13 protein-coding genes are annotated in these 19529 nt (G+C 68.9%); 2 read left to right on the top strand and 11 right to left on the bottom strand.

The features are described 5' to 3' along the window. The 4 genes from Pph01_RS07670 to Pph01_RS07685 are packed head-to-tail and all read right to left on the bottom strand — an operon-like array spanning position 1 to position 5630. Positions 1–864 carry a carbohydrate ABC transporter permease gene (locus tag Pph01_RS07670; protein WP_204072252.1) on the bottom strand — a complete coding sequence of 288 codons (864 nt, stop codon included), beginning with the start codon at positions 862–864 and terminating at the stop codon, positions 1–3. After that, entirely contained in the window at positions 857–1786 is a 930-nt protein-coding gene (locus tag Pph01_RS07675; RefSeq protein ID WP_204072253.1) for a carbohydrate ABC transporter permease, read from the bottom strand. Before Pph01_RS07675 ends, Pph01_RS07670 begins: the two co-directional genes overlap by 8 nt. Next, positions 1783–3042, bottom strand: a complete 1260-nt coding sequence (locus tag Pph01_RS07680; protein ID WP_204072254.1) for an ABC transporter substrate-binding protein — start codon at positions 3040–3042, stop codon at positions 1783–1785. Before Pph01_RS07680 ends, Pph01_RS07675 begins: the two co-directional genes overlap by 4 nt. Before the next feature lie 53 nt (positions 3043–3095). Then, positions 3096–5630, bottom strand: a complete 2535-nt coding sequence (locus Pph01_RS07685; protein ID WP_204072255.1) for a glycoside hydrolase family 97 catalytic domain-containing protein — start codon at positions 5628–5630, stop codon at positions 3096–3098. Positions 5631–6488: 858 nt separating this feature from the next. Here Pph01_RS07685 and Pph01_RS07690 point away from each other — a divergent pair. Together Pph01_RS07690 and Pph01_RS07695 are read left to right on the top strand one after the other, a co-directional pair. Next, complete coding sequence (locus tag Pph01_RS07690; protein WP_204072256.1) at positions 6489–6833, top strand: hypothetical protein; 345 nt, start codon at positions 6489–6491, stop codon at positions 6831–6833. Between the two features lie 826 nt (positions 6834–7659). After that, a complete protein-coding gene (locus Pph01_RS07695; protein ID WP_204072257.1) occupies positions 7660–8061 on the top strand; it encodes a hypothetical protein in 402 nt (133 codons plus the stop codon). A 124-nt stretch (positions 8062–8185) separates the two neighbouring features. Here Pph01_RS07695 and Pph01_RS07700 read toward each other — a convergent pair whose 3' ends face one another. The 7 genes from Pph01_RS07700 to Pph01_RS07730 all read right to left on the bottom strand — a co-directional run bounded on the left by Pph01_RS07700 (position 8186) and on the right by Pph01_RS07730 (position 19522). Next, positions 8186–10456, bottom strand: a complete 2271-nt coding sequence (locus Pph01_RS07700) for a hypothetical protein (protein WP_204072258.1) — start codon at positions 10454–10456, stop codon at positions 8186–8188. A 109-nt stretch (positions 10457–10565) separates the two neighbouring features. Further along, on the bottom strand, positions 10566–12236 hold the full coding sequence (locus Pph01_RS07705; RefSeq protein ID WP_204072259.1) for an MFS transporter: 1671 nt from the start codon (positions 12234–12236) through the stop codon (positions 10566–10568). Between the two features lie 38 nt (positions 12237–12274). Further along, complete coding sequence (locus Pph01_RS07710) at positions 12275–13258, bottom strand: phosphotriesterase family protein (RefSeq protein WP_204072260.1); 984 nt, start codon at positions 13256–13258, stop codon at positions 12275–12277. After that, positions 13255–14766 carry a long-chain-fatty-acid--CoA ligase gene (locus Pph01_RS07715; RefSeq protein WP_204072261.1) on the bottom strand — a complete coding sequence of 504 codons (1512 nt, stop codon included), beginning with the start codon at positions 14764–14766 and terminating at the stop codon, positions 13255–13257. Before Pph01_RS07715 ends, Pph01_RS07710 begins: the two co-directional genes overlap by 4 nt. A 186-nt stretch (positions 14767–14952) precedes the next feature. Then, entirely contained in the window at positions 14953–15933 is a 981-nt protein-coding gene (locus Pph01_RS07720; RefSeq protein ID WP_239116501.1) for a hypothetical protein, read from the bottom strand. Then, a complete protein-coding gene (locus Pph01_RS07725; RefSeq protein ID WP_204072262.1) occupies positions 15930–18368 on the bottom strand; it encodes an AAA family ATPase in 2439 nt (812 codons plus the stop codon). Before Pph01_RS07725 ends, Pph01_RS07720 begins: the two co-directional genes overlap by 4 nt. After that, positions 18368–19522 carry an exonuclease SbcCD subunit D gene (locus Pph01_RS07730; RefSeq protein WP_204072263.1) on the bottom strand — a complete coding sequence of 385 codons (1155 nt, stop codon included), beginning with the start codon at positions 19520–19522 and terminating at the stop codon, positions 18368–18370. The genes Pph01_RS07725 and Pph01_RS07730 overlap by 1 nt, the downstream gene beginning before the upstream one ends. Between the last annotated feature and the right edge of the window lie 7 nt (positions 19523–19529).

The following is a 19529-nucleotide window of genomic DNA, read 5'->3' on the forward strand; positions in this document are numbered from 1 at the left end:
TCATCCCTTGAGTCCGCTGCTCGCGATGCCTGCGAAGAACTGCCGCTGCAGTACCAGGAAGACGATCACGAGAGGTATCGAGCACACGAGCGCACCCGCCATGAGGGTCGGGTAGTCCGTACCGAACTGTCCTTGCAGTCCCGCGAGGCCCACCGGCAGCGGCCGGTTCTCCCCCGAGGGCGAGACGATGAGCGGCCACAGCAGGTCGTTCCACGAGTAAAGGCCGGTCAGCACCGCGAGGGCGGCGAGCATCGGCCGCGCCATGGGCAGCATGACGTACCAGAACACCTGGAAGGTGTTGGCGCCGTCGAGCCGGGCCGCCTCCTCGTAGTCGCCCGGCATCGTGAGGAAGGCCTGCCGCATCAGGAACGTGCCGAAGGCCGAGAAGAGGCCGGGGATGGCGAGCGCCGGGAGGGTGTCCAGCAGCTGCAGGTCGCGGATGAGCTGGAACTGCCCGATGAGGAAGAGCTGGCTCGGCACCATCAGCATGACGATGAACAGGCCGAACAGCACCCTGCTGCCGGGGAACGGGATACGCGCGAACGCGTAGCCGGCGAGCGCGGCCACCACGATCTGGCCGGCGACGCGCAGGACCAGCGAACCGGCGGAGACCGCGAACATCGACCAGAACGGCACGGTCGAGAAGAACGTCTCGAACGAGTGCAGGCTGAAATCCGCGGGCAGGATCGTCGGCGGGACCCTGGTCACCTCGGCGGTCGTCTTGAAGACGGTGAGGAGCTGCCAGACGAACGGCACCACCATGAAGACGACCGCGACGACGAGGAGCACGTGGATCGGCCAGGTGGCGCCTGCTCTGCCCCCTCGACGGGGGCCTGACGTGCGGCGGACGGTGGACTCAGCCATAGAAGACCCAGGATCTCTGCAGACGGAACTGGAGTGCCGTCGCAATCATGATCACCATGAGGAGCACGATCGCGATCGCGGCGCCGTAGCCCTGGTCGAACTGGACGAACGCCTTCTCGTAGAACAGGTACACGATCGTCTTGGAGTCGGTGAGGGCCGTGTTGTTCACCCCGCGCAACATGATGAACAGCAGGTCGAACATCTGCAGGGCGGCGATCACACTGAGGATCGTCACGAAGAAGATGCTCGGGCTGAGCAGCGGCACGGTGATGTGGAAGAACTGCCGTACGCGGCCGGCGCCGTCCAGGGAGGACGCCTCGTAGAGGGCCTTCGGGATGGCCTGCAGACCGGCGCCGAGGATGATCAGGTTGATGCCGAGGCCCATCCAGATGCCGACCACGCCGAACGCGTAGATCGTGAACCGCGGATCGGCCACCCAGAACTGGCCGTCGATCCCGAACCACGACAGCACGTAGTTGAGAAGCCCGAAGTCGCCGTTGTAGATGAAGCGCCAGACCATGCCGATGGCGACGGGCAGGGTGACGACCGGCAGGAAGAACAGCACCCGGTAGATCGCGCGGCCTCGGCCGACCTGCTCGATGAGCGCCGCGAGCACGACGGCCAGGGGTATGCCGAGCAGGATGATCAGCGTGTAGAGCGCGGAGTTCTGGAACGCCTTCCAGAAGTCGCCGTCACCGATGAGGGTGGTGTAGTTCTCCAGCCCCACGAAGGTGGCGGGCCCGAACGCCGGCACGTCCTGGAAGCTCTTGAGCAGCGTGGACAGGAACGGCCACACGTAGAGCGCGACCAGGCCGATCGTCGCGGGGGCGATGAACGCGAGCCCCCACCACCCGCTGGGCTTGCTGACGCCTGTGCGGCGGCCGACCGGCCGCCGCACTGGCTTCGTCGCGACGTTCGTCATTGCTTGGCGAGCACCTGGTCGACGGCGTCCTGGTACTCCTTCGCCGCCTGCTCGACGGGCTTCTTGCCGTCCCACGCGGGGGTCAGGAACTGCGGGGCCAGGCCCTGCCACTCGGACGCGTTGCCCGCGACCGGGAGCGGGACGCTGTAGTCGATGGCGTCGATGAACACCTGCAGGTGGAACTCGGGCATCGAGTCGAGCCACGGCTTCTGCGTGCCCTGGTAGGCGGGCAGCACCGTTCCCGTGGCCGCCTGGATCTCGGCCGCCCTGGTCCCGCCGAGGAAGGCGAGGAACTTCTTGAGCTCCTCGGGGTGCTTGCTCCCCGCGTATCCGGCGTTGCCGATGCCGCTGGTGACGGTGGCGCGCTTGACGCCCTGCGGCAGGGGAGCGACGTCGACCTTGTCCTTCAGGTCGGGGTTCTTGTAGAACCGCAGGGCCCAGTACGCGCCGGAGGTGTACATGGCGACCTTCTGGTTTTCGAACATCGAGACCGCCTCGGTGTCCGACAGCTGCTTCAGCGTCGGCGACGCGCCCGCCGCCTGGAGGTCGGTCCAGAACTTCAGACCGGCGATCCCCGCCGGGCTCGCGAAGTCGGACGCGGTGCCCTCCGGGTTGATGATGTTGCCGCCGGCCTGCAGGATCGTGTTGTAGAAGCCGCCCTGCGAGTCGATCGGGGCCGCGATGCCCCACACGCCCTTCTTGGAGTCGGTCAGCTTCTTGGCCGCGTCCTGGACGTCCTGCCAGGTCCACGAGTCATCGGGGTACTTGACGCCCGCGGCGTCGAAGAGCGCCTTGTTGTACCAGAGGCCGTTGGTGTCGAAGTCCTTCGGCAGCGCGAAGATCTTGCCTTCGTAGGTGTAGGAGTCGGACACGGGCTTCGGGTAGACGCTCATGTCGATCTTGTTGGACTTGACGGTGTCCGACAGGTCGAGCAGCTGGCCGCCCTTCGCGTACTCGCGGAAGTGGTCGGCCAGCATCCAGAACGCGTCCGGCGCGGTGCCGCCCGCGGCGCCGACCTGGAGCGTCGACCAGTATTCGGGCCACGGCAGGGTCTGCACCTTGATGGTGATGTTCGGGTTCGTCTTCTCGAACTCGGCCGCGATCTGCTTCATGGCGGGACTTTGGTCCTCGCTCCAGTTCGCGTACGTGAGGGTGACCTTCTCGTTCGTCGGCGTGTCCCCGGATCCGCCCGAGCAGGCGGTGAGGAGGCCGGCCGTCACGGCCATCGCCGTGGCGGCTATCCACTTGCGCTTCATGGTGTTCCTCTGATCTTGTTGCGGGCCGGTCGTGCGGGACCGGCACAGGGGGGTCATCCGCTGACGGATGTGACGTGAACCGCGGTGTCGACCCAGTCGACGTGCACGCCGGTGTCGTCAGGAGTCACGGCCTCGCTGCGCAGGCACAGGGTCCGTACACCTCGGACCTCCAGGGAGAAGGCCGTGACGGGCTTGCCCGCCTCGACGACGGCGGTGAAGATCTCTTGGCCGTCCGCGAGGACGGCGACCCCGGCCCGCCCGGCCGACTCGTCGTCGACGCCCACGGCGCCGGTGAACGTCTCGGCGCGCCCGCCGAGGTGGAAGATCGCCTCGGAGTACGGCGCCGTGCCGAGGCCGCGTTCGAACTCCTGGTCCGCGACGCGCATGGGACGGCCGTCGCCGGGGTTGCCGGCGCCGTTCGACTGGTCGCGTTCGACGGGGCCGTCGTCGTTGACGAACGCGATCATCGGCAGGTCCGGCAAGGCGTGCTCGCCGGGAGTCAGAGAGCGCACGACCCGCGCGTGCGCGACGACGGGGACCACGCCGTCGCCGTCCCGCTCGACCGTGACGACGCCGAGCCGCCCGGGCCGCAGCGAACGGTCGGGGCGTACGGCCCAGCCGGTCTCGCCGACTCGCTCGGCGGACCATCCCGTGGGCAGGCGCAGCCGGGCGTCGGGGTCGGTCGTCAGCGACGCGGTCCCGTCCGCCCCGATCTCGGCGACGGGCGGGTCCGCGACCGGCGCGGGATGACGCGGACGGGGCGCGGCCCGGAACAGGTCCGTGCCGGCGGGCGCCACGATCGCGACGAAGCCGCCGTCCCTGGCGACCGCCACGTCGATCGCGTCGGTCGCGGTGGTGGTCGTCTCCGCGAGTCCGGTCGCGGGCACCTCCCCGGTCGACGGCGCCGCGTCGCCGACGACCCAGACCTGGGCGTCGGGCCCGGCCCCGAGCGCGTCGAGCGGCACCCGGACGGCTCGCGCCTCGCCTGTGGCGATGCCGCCGACGAACCACCGGTCGCCGGAGCGGCGGGTGACGACCGCGTGGCTGTCGGGGTCGCCGGCCAGCAGGACGGTCTCGTCCCAGACCGGGGCCAGCTCCGCGAGGAACCGGGCCGCGAGGGGACGTGAGGCGTAGGCGTCGACGTGGTCGGCGAAGTGGGTGATGCCCGCTTCGAACGCCACCGACAACCCGAGCTCGTGCCCGTCACTCGTCGTCCGGTTCGCGGCGCCGAACGCGACCGGCGTGGCGTCCATCGCCCCGACGACGTTGCGGGTGAACGGCTGGATCACGTTGTGGGACGCGGTGAGCGCCTGGTTCTCGAAGAACACGTAGTATTCGGCACCGCGGATCGCCTCGTACCCGATGACCTGGGGGAACGTGCGTGCCCAGCCGCGCGGGATGACCGATCCGTGGAAGTTCACCATGAGGCCGAGCCGTGCGGTCTCCGCGAGGATCGTGTCGTACCAGCGGTAGCGGTCCTTCGACTCCGACTCCATGAAGTCGACCTTGATCCCGGCGACGCCCCACGAGCGCCACAAGGCCAGCTTCCTGAGGTCCTCCGGGCTGTTGAGGTCGCGCCAGATGGTCCACAGGTGCACCTGGATTCCGCGCCGGCTCGCGTAGGCGACGATCTCCGGTACCCAGGTCTCCTCCCATCCGCAGTCGATGAGCAGGTGTTCCCAGCCGAGGTCGGCGGCGACGTCGACGAAGTGCCGCTGCTTGCCCAGTTGCGCGCCCGAGTAGAAGTCCGACCACCACGACCAGGCCGCGCGCCCCGGCCGTACCCACTCCGCGTCGTCAAGCTCGGGAGAGGCGGCCGGAGCCAGTTCCTCGACGAGCAGTGAGGACACGAGCTCGCGCAGCCCGCCGACGAGGAAGACGCGCCACGGCGTGACGACCCCTCGGGCGACCTCGACGGCGTCGTCGGCGAGGGTGAACCGCAAGGTCCGGCCACCGTCCGCGCCGGGCTCGCCCACTTCGGCGTGCGCGCCGGCGAACCGGCCGTCGATTCCCGATTCGGTGATCAGGAGGTGGGTCGCCGCGTCGAGCCGGGCGAGGTACGGGAAGCCGTACGCGCCGCTCGGCAGCTCAGCGGCGTCCGCGCCGAAGCGGGGCGTCTCGTACCAGGTCTGGTAGTCGAGCACCCAGCTCCTCGACCCGGCGGGAAGCGTGACGGCGGTGCGGTCAGCCGTGACGCGGGCCGTCCCGTCGAGCGCGGGCATCGCGTAGCGGATCGCCACGCCGTCGCGCGCCGTGCGGAGGATGAGCTGCCATTCGACGCCGGAGGCCTCGCGGAAGGTGTGAACGCGCTCGCGGTGCTCGTAGTCATGGTCGCCGGCGGCCTTGCCGGAGCGGAGCCTGATCCGGTCGCGCACCGTACGGTCCGAGACGTGCACGAGTCGCGCGTCGACGCCGAGGTCTGTGCCGTCGACCGCGAACCCGAGCGGGACCTCGTCGAGGACGACCTCGTCGTTCCAGGTGACGGTCAGCCGCACGCCCGTGCCCGCGTCTCGGACCAGGGCGCTCACCGCGCCTGTGCTCACCGCGCCTGTGCTCGCCGCGGGGAGGGGGCGTACCTCGTCGCTCAACAGTGCTCCATCGGATGCCGCAGGGTTGTTCGGGGGGAGATGACCCGCTGTGTACGGGTGACGCTATAGGTGGTCCCGTCCTGGGCGGCATGGGGCTTCATAGTTGCGGGATGGACAATCCGACGATTTCAAAGTGAGCAGCGCCGGAGTGTGCAGACCGGCCCGGACGCTCACATCACGACGTCAAACGATGTCGACCGGCACGGTCACCCTGAACATTCCTTGATCGGGATGGTGTTTACGCCGCAACAAGGGGAGCCCGACGGCCGCCGTCGGCCGACCTCCCGCCGGCCCGGCCGCGACGTGCTTTCAGGCCACCCAGTTCGGCCGCCGGGTGGCGGAGGAGGCCGGCAGCCCCTCGGCGAGCACGGCTCATCCGGACCTCGATCGAGATCACCGTTCTGGTCCTGGGCTGGTCGCTCAGCGGGAGTGTGGGCGTCGGCACAGTGCTCTACGCGGCCGCGGTCGGCCCCATCACCCGATTCTTTCTGCCCTGGTTCGCCTATCGGAGCGAAGCCGAACACACCACGGCGGCACTCTCATGGGAGGCGGATTCGACCACAACGATCAAGGCGTGAGCCCAGATGACGGCACTCCAAAAATCGGGCATATCATGCATTTTCGTACATATCAAAATTAGACATAAGCGGCATTATATGTCAAAGTGATCAAGAACGGCCTAAAGCCGTTAATATCGAGATAAGTATGTTCCAATCTCCCGTAATCACCGTTTATCCGGCGCTCGCCATGGAAAATTAGACAAAGCGGGCAACACCTACAAAGGGTTAGCCTTGCGGACATTTTCCACATCATTGGGAAGCGTCGAAGCGTAGAGAATCAAACCTTCACGGGGGAAAAATGCCCAACTTCAAGAGCCTGGTCGGGGTTCTCGCGATCAGCACCGCGCTGACCGGCGGAGCCGTCGCCCTCGGCACCGCCGTCACCGCCGGCTCCGCGAGCGCCAGCACCGTCATGGGGTGCGGCGGCGGCTGCGGGGGCGGCTGCGGGTGGGGCCGCCGGCACCGCTGCCACAACCGCAACTTCAACCACCAGCGGCAGCACGCCCGTCAGCACCAGAGCCAGAACCAGCACCTGCTGCGCGACTTCACGCTGATCGTGACGCCGTTCCAGACGAGCGACAACCACGCCAACCCGTGGCAGCGGCATGCCACGAACAACAACTCGCTCGCCGGACTGAGCTGACCGATCGAGTTGTGACGCGCCGCACCCGGCCGTCTCCAGGAGGGCCGACCTGACGGCGGACACCGTCTGGCCTTCTCGGATCGCCCGGAAGCCGGCCGCCGACGATCAACGTGCGATCGACACGTCGGCGGCCGGCTTTCGCATCCCCGGCCTCCCGATGACGACGCGACCCCAGCGCCACCGCGACACTCGCCACGGCCCTCCCCCGCGACACTCCGCCTCGCGAATCCACCCAGCCCTCCGGCTGAGCCCGACCCGCCACCTGGCCCTCCTGCCGAGCCCGGCCTCCACCTAGCGCTCCACCTGGCCCTTCGTCCGGCAAGCCCGGCCTTCCGCGCCGCCCCCTCCCGCGAGCACGGCTCGGAGTTTCCCTCACCGCACCGTCTTCGCGCCGGTTCGCCCCCGGGCGCATCCCTCCCCGCCCGTACGGCCGCGCCGCGATCCTTAGACTCCCGGGCCTCCGGCCGGCGGCAGGGCTTCGTCCCCAGTCGTTTCCGTACGACATCCAGACCTTCGGCGGCGACGAGGATTCGCCACCCCGAAGACACAATTCACAAAAGAACCAAATCCGACACATCATCCCCATTCCGACATTCAAATGGGACATAATCTGCATTTCACTACAAATAGCTCTCTAGCGGTTTAACCCAGTCAATAAAGAGATAAGCAGCGTGCAAAAGCCGCCGAACGCCGTTTGCCACTCAGGCGACGAGGAAAACAAGACAATGCAGGAATGATCCGCCATGGATCACCAGATAAGCATTTTCCATTTGATTTGGAAAATGTAAGCGCATAGGGGCACAAGTCCTTTCAAGGGGGAAATGAAATGCCCAGCTTCAAGAGCCTCGTCGGAGTTCTGGCCATCAGTACCGCCCTCACCGGCGGAGCCGTCGCCCTTGGTACCGCTGTCACCACCGGTGCCGCCAACGCCACCACCGTCATGGGCTGCGGCGGCGGCTGCGGCGGCGGCGGCTGGGGCCGTGGCCACCGGAACCGTAACAACAACTGGAACCACAACCGCGTGCGTCAGCACGAGCGTCAGCACCAGTTCCAGCGTCAGCACCTGCTGCGCGACTTCACCCTGCTGGTGACGCCGTTCCAGAAGAGCGACAACGACGTCATAACGCAGCAGAAGCAGCACGACGATTCCGAGGCGAAGGCGGAGGCGGAGAGCCCGAGGATGGTCGTCACCAAGACGCCCATGGCCGCGGTCGCCCCGACCGTGTGACACCGTGATCGAGGCCTCCCCGGTAGCCGCCGGGGAGGCCTTGATCCTGGTTCCGCGGATTACTCACGGGCGATCACCCGTCCCGCGAGCCGCAAACGCCGACGAGAATCGCCTCAAAACACAATCAGCCTGTCGGCAGTTCCCACGTGTCGAGATGCCATTCCCGCCGTACTGAAGAGATCGCCCGCCAGGCGAGCCCGGTGTCGACCGCGAAGGCACGGCGGGCCGCCGCCAGCGTGTCGAATTCGGCCGTTTCCCTGATTCGCTCGGCCGTCAACTCCTCCGTGAAAACCTCCTCCAACGTGGCGCAGAAGTACGCGTACGCCACGAAGTCGAGCGCCGGGCCGTCCGAGGCCTCGACCAGCGACGTCTTCAGGATCTCCGTCGCCGATGTCTCCGCGTTCGCGTCCCGCGCGACGCCGTGCAGCAGGTCGAGCAGCCCGGGCGCGACCGGATGCGCGGCGGCCGACGCCATGATCGCCTGAGCCTTGTGCTGGAGCTCCTCACGGATGATCACGCCACAGATGGAGGTCAGCAGGGCGGTGTCCGGCATCGCACGGCCTGCCCGGACCACCCGCCGCGCGGCGCGGATGAGATCGCGGGGCAACCCGCCGGAAAGGCAGTGGCAGAAGGCGACATACGGTTCGGTGAGGCCGACGACGCGCCGGTACAAAACGCGCAGCGACTCCTCATAGGCGAGCGGGCCCACCTGGATGACCTCGTCGAAGGAGCTGTCGAAGGCGTCCCGGAAGGGAAGCCCACGGCGCTCGAAGGCGTTCATCGCGTCGTCCGACACGGAGATCATGAAGTAGACGCGGCTGAGCCCGAAGATCCCCTTGATGTCGTTCAGGAAGCGCTCCGCCTCCTGGCCGGAACCGATCTTGTCCAGTTCGTCGATCCCGATGAACAGACGCCTGCGGGGTCGGAGGAACTCGGCCACGTCATGGGCGTACGCCCGGAACGCCGCGACCGTCTCGGGGTAGCTGAGCGGCTGCTCGGCCCGGGACCGCCCTCGAGTGTGCTGCGCGTCCAGGCCGACGGGCAGTTTCAGCGTGCCCGACCAGCCCGACGTGTGAGTCTGCAGGTACCGGATCTGTGCCAGATGGCGTCGCGCTCGCCGCGCCAGTTCGGCCTCCGGCCGCGTGCTCTCCCGGTGACGCAGGCGGAGACGACGGACCGCGACCAGCGTGTGAACCGCGCCCACCGCGAGCACGGCTGCGGCGATCCACTCCGCGCTCAGTCCCGAGTTCCCGATGGCCTCGGCGACGGCGGTCACCCTGGCGCGGCCGATCAGCTCGGAGAAGAAGGCCTCGAACCCGTCGAGCACATCGAGAAAGAAGCCGGGCCGCAGATAGACCACCGCCGCGAGCCCGCAGTACACGATCGCCCGTGACACGTGGGCGATGACACGGCCCACGCGCGCCCGCCGCCGGGCGTCCGACCTGTCCGGGAGCCGGAGATAGTCCAGGGTCCGCCGGCAGAAGGTGGCGAACAGGTGAAGCACGAAGTCCCGCGGCGCGTACTCCACGGGAGCCGACACCAGGCAGCGAAGATCGCCCCGGTCGCCCGCGTCCTGCGGGTCCTCGCAGAAGCGCCGGATGAGCGTCGACTTCCCCGCGCCCCTGGGTCCGGCGACTCCGATGCTCGCTCCGGAAAGGCGGCCGAGCAGTTCGTCGAGCTCGCGCGCCACGGAGGTCGGCACGTGGTAGGTGCTGTCGAAGGCCTCGCTGAGGCCGGGGCTCGCGTGCACGGTGAAGGCATGGGTGAAACGGTCGTGGCGGAGCGCGTTGATGCGTAACCGGATCTGAGCCGCCAGTTCGTGTTCTTTCAGTGCCGCGAGGAGCATGTTGCGCCAGGGCGACAAGGCCCTGCGGTGCAACGCGATGTTGACGGCGAGCGACAGCACCAGCCCGATCGCGACTTCCACGCGATGGAGGGCCTTACTGCTCCGGAGAAGGCGTGCCAGGAGGAAGACGAGGCCGCTCGCAAGGGTGAGCACCGAGCCCACCCACGTCAGCGGGCCCAAACCGCTCCAGATGCCGCTGAGCAGACCGGCGCCGGTGGTGACGAGGCCGATCGCGCCGCCGACGAGCGCCCTTCTCTCCCACTCCAGGTGCAGGTGGCTTTCCGCCAGCCGGTCGCGGACCGCGTCCGCCGGGTCCCGCAGGCGGGAGACGATCTGGTCGAGGGACGCGCGGTAGTCGGCGTACTCCTGGGGAGTGGCGGCCAGCACGGCCGCCATGTCACGCACCATCTCGACGCGCACGCGGAACGGCGTCACCCAGACGTTGTCGAACGCGTCGCGGATCTCCGGATGCCGCAGCGCCTCGTTGATCGCCGCCATGTACTCGTCGCACAGGATCGCGTCGTCGTACATGGGGTGGCCGGTGTCCACGAGGAGATCATGGAGGTGAGGACTTCGCCGGTCAAGACCCCGACGGCCCGGCCTGGGCGCACTCCCCCGCTTCCGCCGGCCGGGTCGCCCCGGCCGGCGGAAGGGGCGGTCACGTCTCAGATCGGAGCGCGGCCAGCTCGCGCGCGACGGCGCGCTCGTGCTCTTCGGCGTCCTGACGGGCCCGCCTGGGGCTCCAGCGCCCGGTCATGACGAAGATGAACGGCAGAAAGACGATCTGGCCGGCGAGGCACACCCACCACCAGGTCTGCCACTGGCCCGGCCCCTCGGCCGCAGCCTTCTGAACCTCGGGTCCGTGCTCCCGCAGAATCGCGAGCTGCGGCCCCGCCTTCTGTACGACGCCGAGGTCGGCGGCGCCCACCTCCTGAGCCGCCCGGGCCGCCAGGTCGGGCGGCACCGCGTCCGCCGGATGTTCGGCCAGCTCCGCGAATATCTGCGGATGGGCGTTCACGATGGCGAGCGCCGGGCCCGCCTGCGCCTGCGCGGCCGCCACCTCGGCTCCGTGCTCCACGAGCGGAGTCACGGAGGTGACCACGATCGGCACGAAGGCCGCCGAGACGGCGACGACCACACGCAGGATCCATCCCCAGACGGCGAGCCCGGTCGCGGTCGCGGCGGGGTTGTGCTTCTCGACGGTCTCGGTGAAGCTCGCCATCCAGGGGGCGTAGGTCAGGCCGCCGAGGACGCCGATCCCGACGAACAGCGCGGCGAAGGTGGCGTATTCGGTGTCGGGGTGGGTGGCGAGCATGGCGAAGATCGCGGTCATGACCGCCGAACCGATGCCGCCGATGAGCATCAGCGGCTTGCGGACGCCGAGCCGGTCGGACAGCAGCCCTGCCAGGACGAGCGCGACGGCGTTGGCCGCCCAGTACCAGTTCGCGAGCCCGTTGGCGCGCTGCTCGCTGTACCCGAACGTCGAGGAGAAGTAGATGACGAAGTTGCCGACGGCCGCGTAGTACAGCAGCAGGTAGACGCTGATGGCGAAGGCGGAGCCGACCACGTCCAGCCGGAGCATCTGCCGCCAGTGCCCGGAGGACTGCCGGCCCGGGTCGATGCCCCGCGCGCGGGCCTCGATGAGGGCGCGGTCGCGCATGCTGACCATGACCTGGTCGCGCAGCCGCGGCGACAGCTCCCGCAGGCCGAACAGCGCGACGACGAACACCACCAGGGCGCTGATCCCGGAGTAGCGGAGCTCGTCCTGCCAGGTCGAGGAGCCGAGGGTCGCGCTGGTGACGCTGGTGACCACGAGGCTTCCGATGACCGGGCCCATCGTCCAGTAGCCCATCGCGGTGGCACGGCCGAGCTGCGGGGAGAAGTCGCGGATCAGCGCGGGGGTCGCGACCAGGACGATGCCCTCGATGAAGCTGAGCACGGCGAACAGCACCAGGTAGACGGTCTTGTCCGGCGAGCTCGGCAGGACCAGGACCAGCACTCCCGCGACCAGCAGGCCGTACACGACGAGGTTGGCGCGTCCCCAGCGGTCGGCGAGCCCGGCGAGCAGCGACGAGAACGCGCCGATGGCGTTGCCGACGACCGACAGCCAGATGAAGTAGCCGAAGGTCATGTCGAAGTGAGTGATGATCGACGTCGCGACGGCGTACTGGATGTAGAGCAGGTAGTACAGGACGATCGTGGTCACGACCACGATGGCGAGATAGGCGTATCGTCGGCGGGTCTCGGGGTAGTGCGCCAGGTCGCGGTGCCAGAGCCGCCCCGCGAAACCTGGTGTGGCGGCGTCGTCGGTGGATGTCGAAACAGTCACATTGGACTCCCTGGGTTGTCTCCCCCGAGAACCGGAACTCAGGACGCTTCGAAGAACCTGCGCGGCACGTCAACGAGCATCGCGTCGATCTGCTCGTCGGCCACGCCCTTGTCACGCAGGTACGGCAGGACCTCCTCGCCGAGGTGCAGGTAGTGCCACTGGGACAGGAACGGCATCACGTTCGGGTCGATCCAGTCGATGTAGCAGGACGCGTCCTGCGACAGCACCATGCGGTCGGCGTAACCGCGGCGGCACATCTCGACCACGGTGTCCGCGCGCGCCTCGAGGGTGGTGTCGGTGTAGATGCCGAACCGGTCCATGCCCAGGACGAACCCTGAGTCGGCGAGTTCGGCGAGGTGATCGCAGTCGGTGGTGTCGCCACTGTGCCCGAGAACGATCCGGGACGGTTCGACGCCCTCCTGGTCGCACATCACCTTCTTGACCAGGAACCCGGTCCGGGATCCCGGATGGGTGTGGACGGTGATCGGCGTACCGGTGGCCTGGTGTGCGCGGGCCACGGCGCGCATCACCCGCTCGACGCCCGGCGTCAGGCCCTCGTGGTCGATCGCGCACTTGAGCATCCCAGCCTTCACGCCGGTGCCGGCGATGCCGTCGGTGAGGTCGGCGACGAACATGTCGACCATCGGGTCCGGGACCTCGGTGCCCAGCATCTCGCTGAGGGCGGGACCGCGGTAGGTGAAGAAGAACGGGACGCTGTCGTAGGTGTAGAGCCCGGTCGCCACGACGATGTTGAGCTCGGGCACCTGCTCGGCGATCCGCTGGACGCGGGGGATGTACCGACCGAGCCCGATCACCGTCGGGTCGACGATCGTCCTGACGCCCTGTACGGCGAGGGCACGCAGCCTGGTGACCGCGTCGGCGATCCGCTCGTCCTCGTCGCCCCATTCGCCGGGATGGTTCACCTGGACGTCGGCCGTGAGGACGAAGATGTGCTCGTGCATGTAGGTCCGGCCGAGCTCAGCGGTGTCCACGGCGCCCTGGACGGTGTTGACGAGGCTCATGCGCGCAGCTCCTTCTTGAGGATCTTGCCGGTCGGACCGATGGGCAGGGCGTCGAGGAAACGGATCTCGCGTGGGTACTTGTAGGCGGCCAGGTGCTCCCGGCAGAAGGCGACGACCTCCTGCTCGGTGACGACCGCGCCCGGATGGAGCGTCACGCAGGCGACGACCTCCTCGCCGAGCCGCGGGTCCGGACGGCCGATGACCGCCGCCCCGGCGATCGCCGGGTGGGTGTAGAGGATCTCCTCGACCTCGCGGGGGTAGACGTTGTAGCCGCCGCGGATGATCAGATCCTTCTTGCGGTCCACGACGAACAGGTAACCGTCGTCGTCGGCGTAGGCCAGGTCGCCGGTGTGGAACCAGCCGTCGCGGAAGACCTGGGCGGTGTCCTCCGGCCGGTTCCAGTAGCCCTTCATGACGTTGTGACCGCGCACGACGATCTCGCCGACGTGGCCGGGACCGGGTGGGAGCGGCCGATCCTCGTCATCCACGATCATCGTCTGGACCCCCCAGATCGGCTTGCCGATCGAGCCCACCTTGCGCTGCTCGGCGCTGATGTTGAACGTGGTGGTGCTGGCCGTCTCGGACAGGCCGTACCCCTCCAGGATGACGACGCCGGGGAACTTCTCCTCGAACGCCCGGAGGATCTCGCCGGGGATCGCCGCCCCGCCCGAGACCCCCACGCGCAGGGACGTCAGGTCCCGGTCCGAGGTATCGGCCTGCAGAAGGGCGAAGTACATGGTCGGCACGCCGGAGAAGATCGTGCAGCGGTGCCGTTCGAGGGCCTCGACGACGGCGCCGACCTCGAAGCGCGGCACGAGCGCGACCGTCCCGCCGAACCGCACGGCCACGTTGAGCACGCTGGACAGCCCGAAGACGTGGAACAGCGGCAGCGCCGCCAGGCCGATGTCGTCGTCGCGGAACCCGAACAGCTCTCCGCCGACGGTGCAGTTCATGTAGAGCTGGAAGTGGGTGAGCTCGGCGCCCTTGGGCCGCCCGGTCGTCCCGCTCGTGTAGAGCAGGACGGCCGTGTCGTCGGCGTCGGTCGTCTCGATCTCACCCGTGTCGGCCGCGCCGTACAGGTCGGCGAACGGAAGGGTCCCCTCGGGATGCCCGTCGTCGCCGGGTGGGCCGACCACGTAGGTCGGGATGGTGCCGGCGGCCTTGGCCGCCTGCTCCGCGATCGAAGCGAACGTGATGAGCAGCCGGGTGCCCGAATCCTCCAGGTGGTACGCGATCTCCGAGGCGTGCAGCAACGGGTTCAGCGGGACCATGATCAGGCCCGCCTTGAGGATCGCGAAGTAGCTGAACAGGAACTCGGGAAGGTTGGGCAGATGGACGGCCACCCGGTCGCCCGGTCGCAGCCCGAGACCGCGCAGGCTCGCGGCGACCCGCCCGGACATCTCGTCGACCTGGTCGTAGGTGAAGCTCAGCTCTCCGATGTGGCAGAGGGTCTTGCCGGGGCGGGCCTGGCGCGATTCACGGAGGATCGTGGCGAGGTTGAAGCTCATGGCGCTCCCGCTCCGTTCGTACCGACCGTCCGGTATGTCGCGCAACGTACTGCTGAGATCATCCGGTGTCAATGGACCTTCACAGGCGCGAGATACGGGCGGTGCGCACCGCGCGGGGACGCCCACGTCAGGGGGACCACGATCGTGGACGGCCCTCAACCGCCTGGCCGGGCCCTCAGCCTCAGGTCAACGGCCGGCGGCGGCGCGCAGGGATCGGTAGAGCAGACGGGGGTCGCCGAGCCGGTGTCGCAGCAGCTTCTCGAGTCCGCCGATGGGCACGAGGTTCTGGGGCGCACGTGGGTCCTTGTAATCCACGCCCGCGAGGGACGGCAGGGCGAGCGTGATCGCGTCGGCGAGTTCCACCACCTCGTCCGGTCGCATGTCCGCGCCGGCCTCGCACCGCACGATCCCCGCCCAGGGCGCGGCGGACCGGACCGGCAGGGCCAGATACCAGGCGTGACGGCGCCAGCTGGTGCCCATCAGGAAGACCGGCGTGCGTTGTCCGGGGCCGAGCGCGGAGACGACACCGGCCTGAGGGGCCGGGAGGTAGGCCGTGTGGTGCGTCTTGATGTAACCCACGGTCCGCGGCAGGTGCGTGCGACCGCGGAGCGGTCCGTCGACGATCAGCAGGTCGCCGTCGCCGGCGTCATCGTCGCGGCAGCGGACCGAGAGATCCACTTCAAGCTGTGTGAGCCGCTGCTGGAGGGCGAGGGACAGCCCCTCCATCGAGTCGTCGGCTGCGGTCTCCACTCGATACGTGCCGGCGCTCGCCTTGATGTCCGACGCGTACGGCGAGGCGGTGAACAAAGATCGGCGGACCTCGACCGCGGCGAGCTCCGCGGGTGCGCCCTCGCCGGGTGTGCACCGGACGATCCCGGCGGCGTAGGAGGCGGCGATGCCCGGCGAGGGCGGGGCGGCGCCGGCGTCGTTGCTCCAGACACGGGCGTCGATGCGGCGGACGCCGTCGGCTATCAACATCACGCCGGGCGGCGCGGTGTCAGGGGCGGGACTCACGGGACGCCAGTCGGCGGCCAGGAGTTCGACGTCCAGGTCGAGCTCCGCGCTGGTCGGGCCCAGTTCGGCGAGCGCGTCGGCCGCCAGAGCCGCCGAGTACCCGGGATCCCACGCGTCGACGGTGAACCCGGCCTGTCCGATCGCGATGCTCACTGCGCCGCCTTCGTCAAATGTGATCCCTTGGCGTCCCGGGTGATCTCGAAGCGGACCGGCACCCGGTCGGCCAGTGCGGGCACGTGAGTGACCACCCCGACCATCCGGTTCCCGCTTGTGGCCAGGCGTTCCAGCGTGGTGGCGACCGTGTCCAGCGTGGCGGGGTCGAGGGTGCCGAACCCCTCGTCGAGGAAGATCGAGTCGAGGCTGCGGGCGGCCGCGGCCGACAGTCCGGCCACCTGGCTGGACAGGGCCAGCGCGAGAGCGAGTGCGGCCTGGAAGGTCTCCCCGCCGGACAGCGTTCGAGCGCTGCGCCGCATGCCCGCCTCGCCGTAGTCGATGACCTCGATGTCGCTCTTCGAGCTGACGGTCAACTCGTACTGCCCGTCGGTCAGGTCGCGCAGGGTGTCGGAGGCCGTGGCGACCAGCAGTCCGAGCGCCTCGGAGCACAACCATCGCTCGAAGGCGTCGGCACGCAGCCGGAGCGCGAGCTCGTGGGCGACCCTCGCCTCCTGTTCCTTCGCCGCCGCGAACTCGGCCAGCTGCCTGGCACGTTCGCGGTTCTCCCTGACCCGGTCCAGCCGCGCTCCCGCCTGGGTGACGGCGGCGGTCACCTGCTCGCCGATCGCGCTGGGTGTGACCTCGCCGGGAACGGCGACCTCGTGCTCGGCCAGTCGCCGGAGGAGCGCGGCCCGTTCCCCGTCCAGCAGCCGGCCCCCGTCGGCGATGTCCCCGTCCTGTACGGCCAAGGCGGCCTGCTCCCGGATGACGACCTGACCACGCCAGTCGAGCAGTTCGGCCCACGCCCGTCCGAGATCCTTCCGATCCAGGGGCGGCGCGCCGAAAGCCACGACGGTGTCGCGGGCGGCGTCCAGGTCACGCCATGCGAGATCGGCCTTGTTCCGCAGTTCTCCGGCACGCCGCTCGGCTTCGGCTGATTTCGCCCGGAGCTCCCGTGTTCTCTTCCTGCACTCGGCGGCCCGGAGCTCGGCCTTCTGGCAGGCGATCAGGCGCGCCTCGAGGTCGGCTCGGTCTCCCGTGGCCTGGGGGGACTTCGCCAGCCGTTCACGGCAGATCTGCACCTGCTTCGCCAGGTGGTGGGCGTCGTTCTCGGCCTGACGGTGCCGGGCGGAGACCTGGCTCGCATGCTTCTTGAGAGCCTGAACCTCACGCTCCGCCGTATGGAGATCGGAGAGGGCGGCATGGTGGGGGATCTCAATGATGGGGCGCAGACACGTGGGACACGGCTCGCCGACGACCAACTTCTCGGCGAGCGCCGCGGCGACGTGGGCGTCACGCAGCGCGTCCTGCGCACGCTCCGCCTCCGCCAGCGCCGCGTCGGCCTGCTCGGCCTCGCCGGCGATCCGTTCCAGCGCGGCCCCCGCCTCCGCGGCCTCCGCTTCGGCCTGTGCGAGATCGTCTCTCGCCCGTTCCTGTTCTTCAAGGGTGGCCAGCGCGGCTACGAGGACCGCTTTGTCTCCCAGAGCGGTCAGCTCGTCGTCGGCACGCTGTTCCTCGGCCTCCAGCCGCCCGATCTCGATGCCGAGCGCGGCCATCCTCTCCTCTGCCTCACGCTGCTCCCCCGCCAGGGTCGGGACATCGTCAGGCATGCCGAGATCGGTGAGAGCGGCCAGCTTCTCCGCGATCGCGTCCCGGTCGCGAATCTGCTTCTGAAGGGATTCTTCATGGGCGCGCAGCGTGTCGAGGTCGCCCTGGATACGGTCCCGCAGGGCACGCAGTGCGTCGAGCCGCTCGGCGGCGGCACGCTCGTCGTCCTCACCGGCGCCGCTGAGACCGGAGAGCTCGTTGCGGGCGAACTCCGCGGCCTGCTTGGCCAGGTCCTCCTCACGCCCGGCACGCTTCTGGATGCGCTCGTAGACCTCAGCGTCGAGCAACTGCACCAGCAGGTCCTGCCGCTCGCGCGGCCGGGCGTGCAGGAATTCCGCGAACTTGCCCTGCGGAAGCACCACGCACTGGGTGAAGAACTTGTACTCCAGGCCCGTGATCTTCTGAACCTCGTCGCTGACCGCCTCGCCTTCGGCGACCGGGCGTACGACCGCGTCCAGCATCTCTGTGAGCCCGGCGGTCGAAGGCACGCCGGGGTCGAGCTCGTCGAGCCTGGCCTCCTTGGTGTGCACCGTGCCCCTGGCGTCGCGCCGGAGAGACCGAACCACTACGTGGCGGCGTCCGGAGGACTCGAAGACCAGCGCGACCTTGCCGTACGTCGCCGAGGGCGCGAGCGCGTGGGAGATGACGTTCTCCTTGCCCCAGCGCGGGACCGTGCCGTACAGGGCGAAGCAGATCGCGTCGATGATCGTGCTCTTGCCCGCTCCCGTGGGCCCGACCAGCGCGAAGTAGTCCACGTCGGCGAAGTCGACCGTGACCGCCTCACGGAAGCTGCCGAAGTTGTCCAGGTGCAGCCGCAGGGGGCGCATCAGCTCGTCACCTCGTCGTAGAGCCGGTCGAACAGTGCGGCGACCTCGCCATCGTCCCTGCCCGTGTCGGTCAGGTAGTCGCGGAACAACTCGCGTGGACTACGCGGGGACCCGCCGTCCGTGTTTCCCCTGCGCTGCGGGCTCGTCGGCCGGAAGCGCTCGTCGATGTCGACGTCCAGGGCGTTCGGCAGGATCTCCCGCACCGCTTCGGCGAGCCCGGGCCTGGGCTTCTCCTCGACGACGACGCGCAGCCACGCCTCACCGAGCTCGTCCGCCATGGCCTCGAGCTTTTCCAGCGAGCCTCTCACCGTGGCCAGTGAGCGGGCCGAATCGACGGCGACCTCCCGCACCACAGCCGGACGGCCGGCTTCCACGGTGACCAGCAGCGCTCCGGGGCTGTTCCGCTCCTCCCCGAAGTCGACCGCGAGGGGGGAGCCGCTGTACCAGATCGGGCACGCCCCGGGGATCTGCTGACGCCGGTGGAGATGTCCCAGGGCGACGTACTGCGTCGACGCGGGGAAGGCGGTGGCCTCGAAGTAATAAGAGAAGATCGACTGCGCCTCGCGCTCGCCGCCGCCGAGCTTCCCGCCGGGCAGGGTGCCGTGCGTGGTGACCAGGTTGACGGTGTCGGCGGAGAAGCCCTTGGTGAGGGCGCCGATCAACATTCCGACCCGTTCTGCGTAGTCACGATTGTGTTCCGCGGCGGTGCCCGAGAGCACCTCGGCCGCGCGGACCACGTAACGGTGTGACAGGAACGGCAGGACGGCCAACTGCACCGGCTCGCCGGAGCGTGCCGTGAAGGAGAGGGTTCCACCCTGGTCGGGCCGCCGGAAGGTGCCGACGACGTGGACGCCCAGCGCCCCGAGCACCGGCCGGTAGACATCGAACAGATGAGGGTTGTCATGATTCCCGGCGAGCACGATCACATCGCGTCCCTCTTCGCGCAACGCCATGAGCGTGGGCATCACCAGGGACTGCGCCTCCGGCGTGGGCGCGGAGGTGTCGAAGACGTCCCCGGCGACGATGACCGCGTCCACGTCCTCCTCGCGAGCCGACTCGACCAGTTCCCGCAGCACGGCGCGGTGTTCGTCGATCCGGGGTCGGCCCTTGAGCACCTTGCCGACATGCCAGTCGGCGGTGTGCAGGATTTTCATCCGGCTC

The organism is Planotetraspora phitsanulokensis, from assembly GCF_016863295.1.
GTDB lineage: Bacteria > Actinomycetota > Actinomycetes > Streptosporangiales > Streptosporangiaceae > Planotetraspora > Planotetraspora phitsanulokensis.

What these genes read in the sequence shown, in the direction of transcription:
- Pph01_RS07710 (WP_204072260.1), bottom strand. Translation starts at nt 13,258, where the DNA reads ATGAGCCTCGTCAACACCGTCCAGGGCGCCGTGGACACCGCTGAGCTC.
- Pph01_RS07675 (WP_204072253.1), bottom strand. Translation starts at nt 1,786, where the DNA reads ATGACGAACGTCGCGACGAAGCCAGTGCGGCGGCCGGTCGGCCGCCGC.
- Pph01_RS07690 (WP_204072256.1), top strand. Translation starts at nt 6,489, where the DNA reads ATGCCCAACTTCAAGAGCCTGGTCGGGGTTCTCGCGATCAGCACCGCG.
- Pph01_RS07725 (WP_204072262.1), bottom strand. Translation starts at nt 18,368, where the DNA reads ATGCGCCCCCTGCGGCTGCACCTGGACAACTTCGGCAGCTTCCGTGAG.
- Pph01_RS07680 (WP_204072254.1), bottom strand. Translation starts at nt 3,042, where the DNA reads ATGAAGCGCAAGTGGATAGCCGCCACGGCGATGGCCGTGACGGCCGGC.
- Pph01_RS07715 (WP_204072261.1), bottom strand. Translation starts at nt 14,766, where the DNA reads ATGAGCTTCAACCTCGCCACGATCCTCCGTGAATCGCGCCAGGCCCGC.
- Pph01_RS07730 (WP_204072263.1), bottom strand. Translation starts at nt 19,522, where the DNA reads ATGAAAATCCTGCACACCGCCGACTGGCATGTCGGCAAGGTGCTCAAG.
- Pph01_RS07670 (WP_204072252.1), bottom strand. Translation starts at nt 864, where the DNA reads ATGGCTGAGTCCACCGTCCGCCGCACGTCAGGCCCCCGTCGAGGGGGC.
- Pph01_RS07695 (WP_204072257.1), top strand. Translation starts at nt 7,660, where the DNA reads ATGCCCAGCTTCAAGAGCCTCGTCGGAGTTCTGGCCATCAGTACCGCC.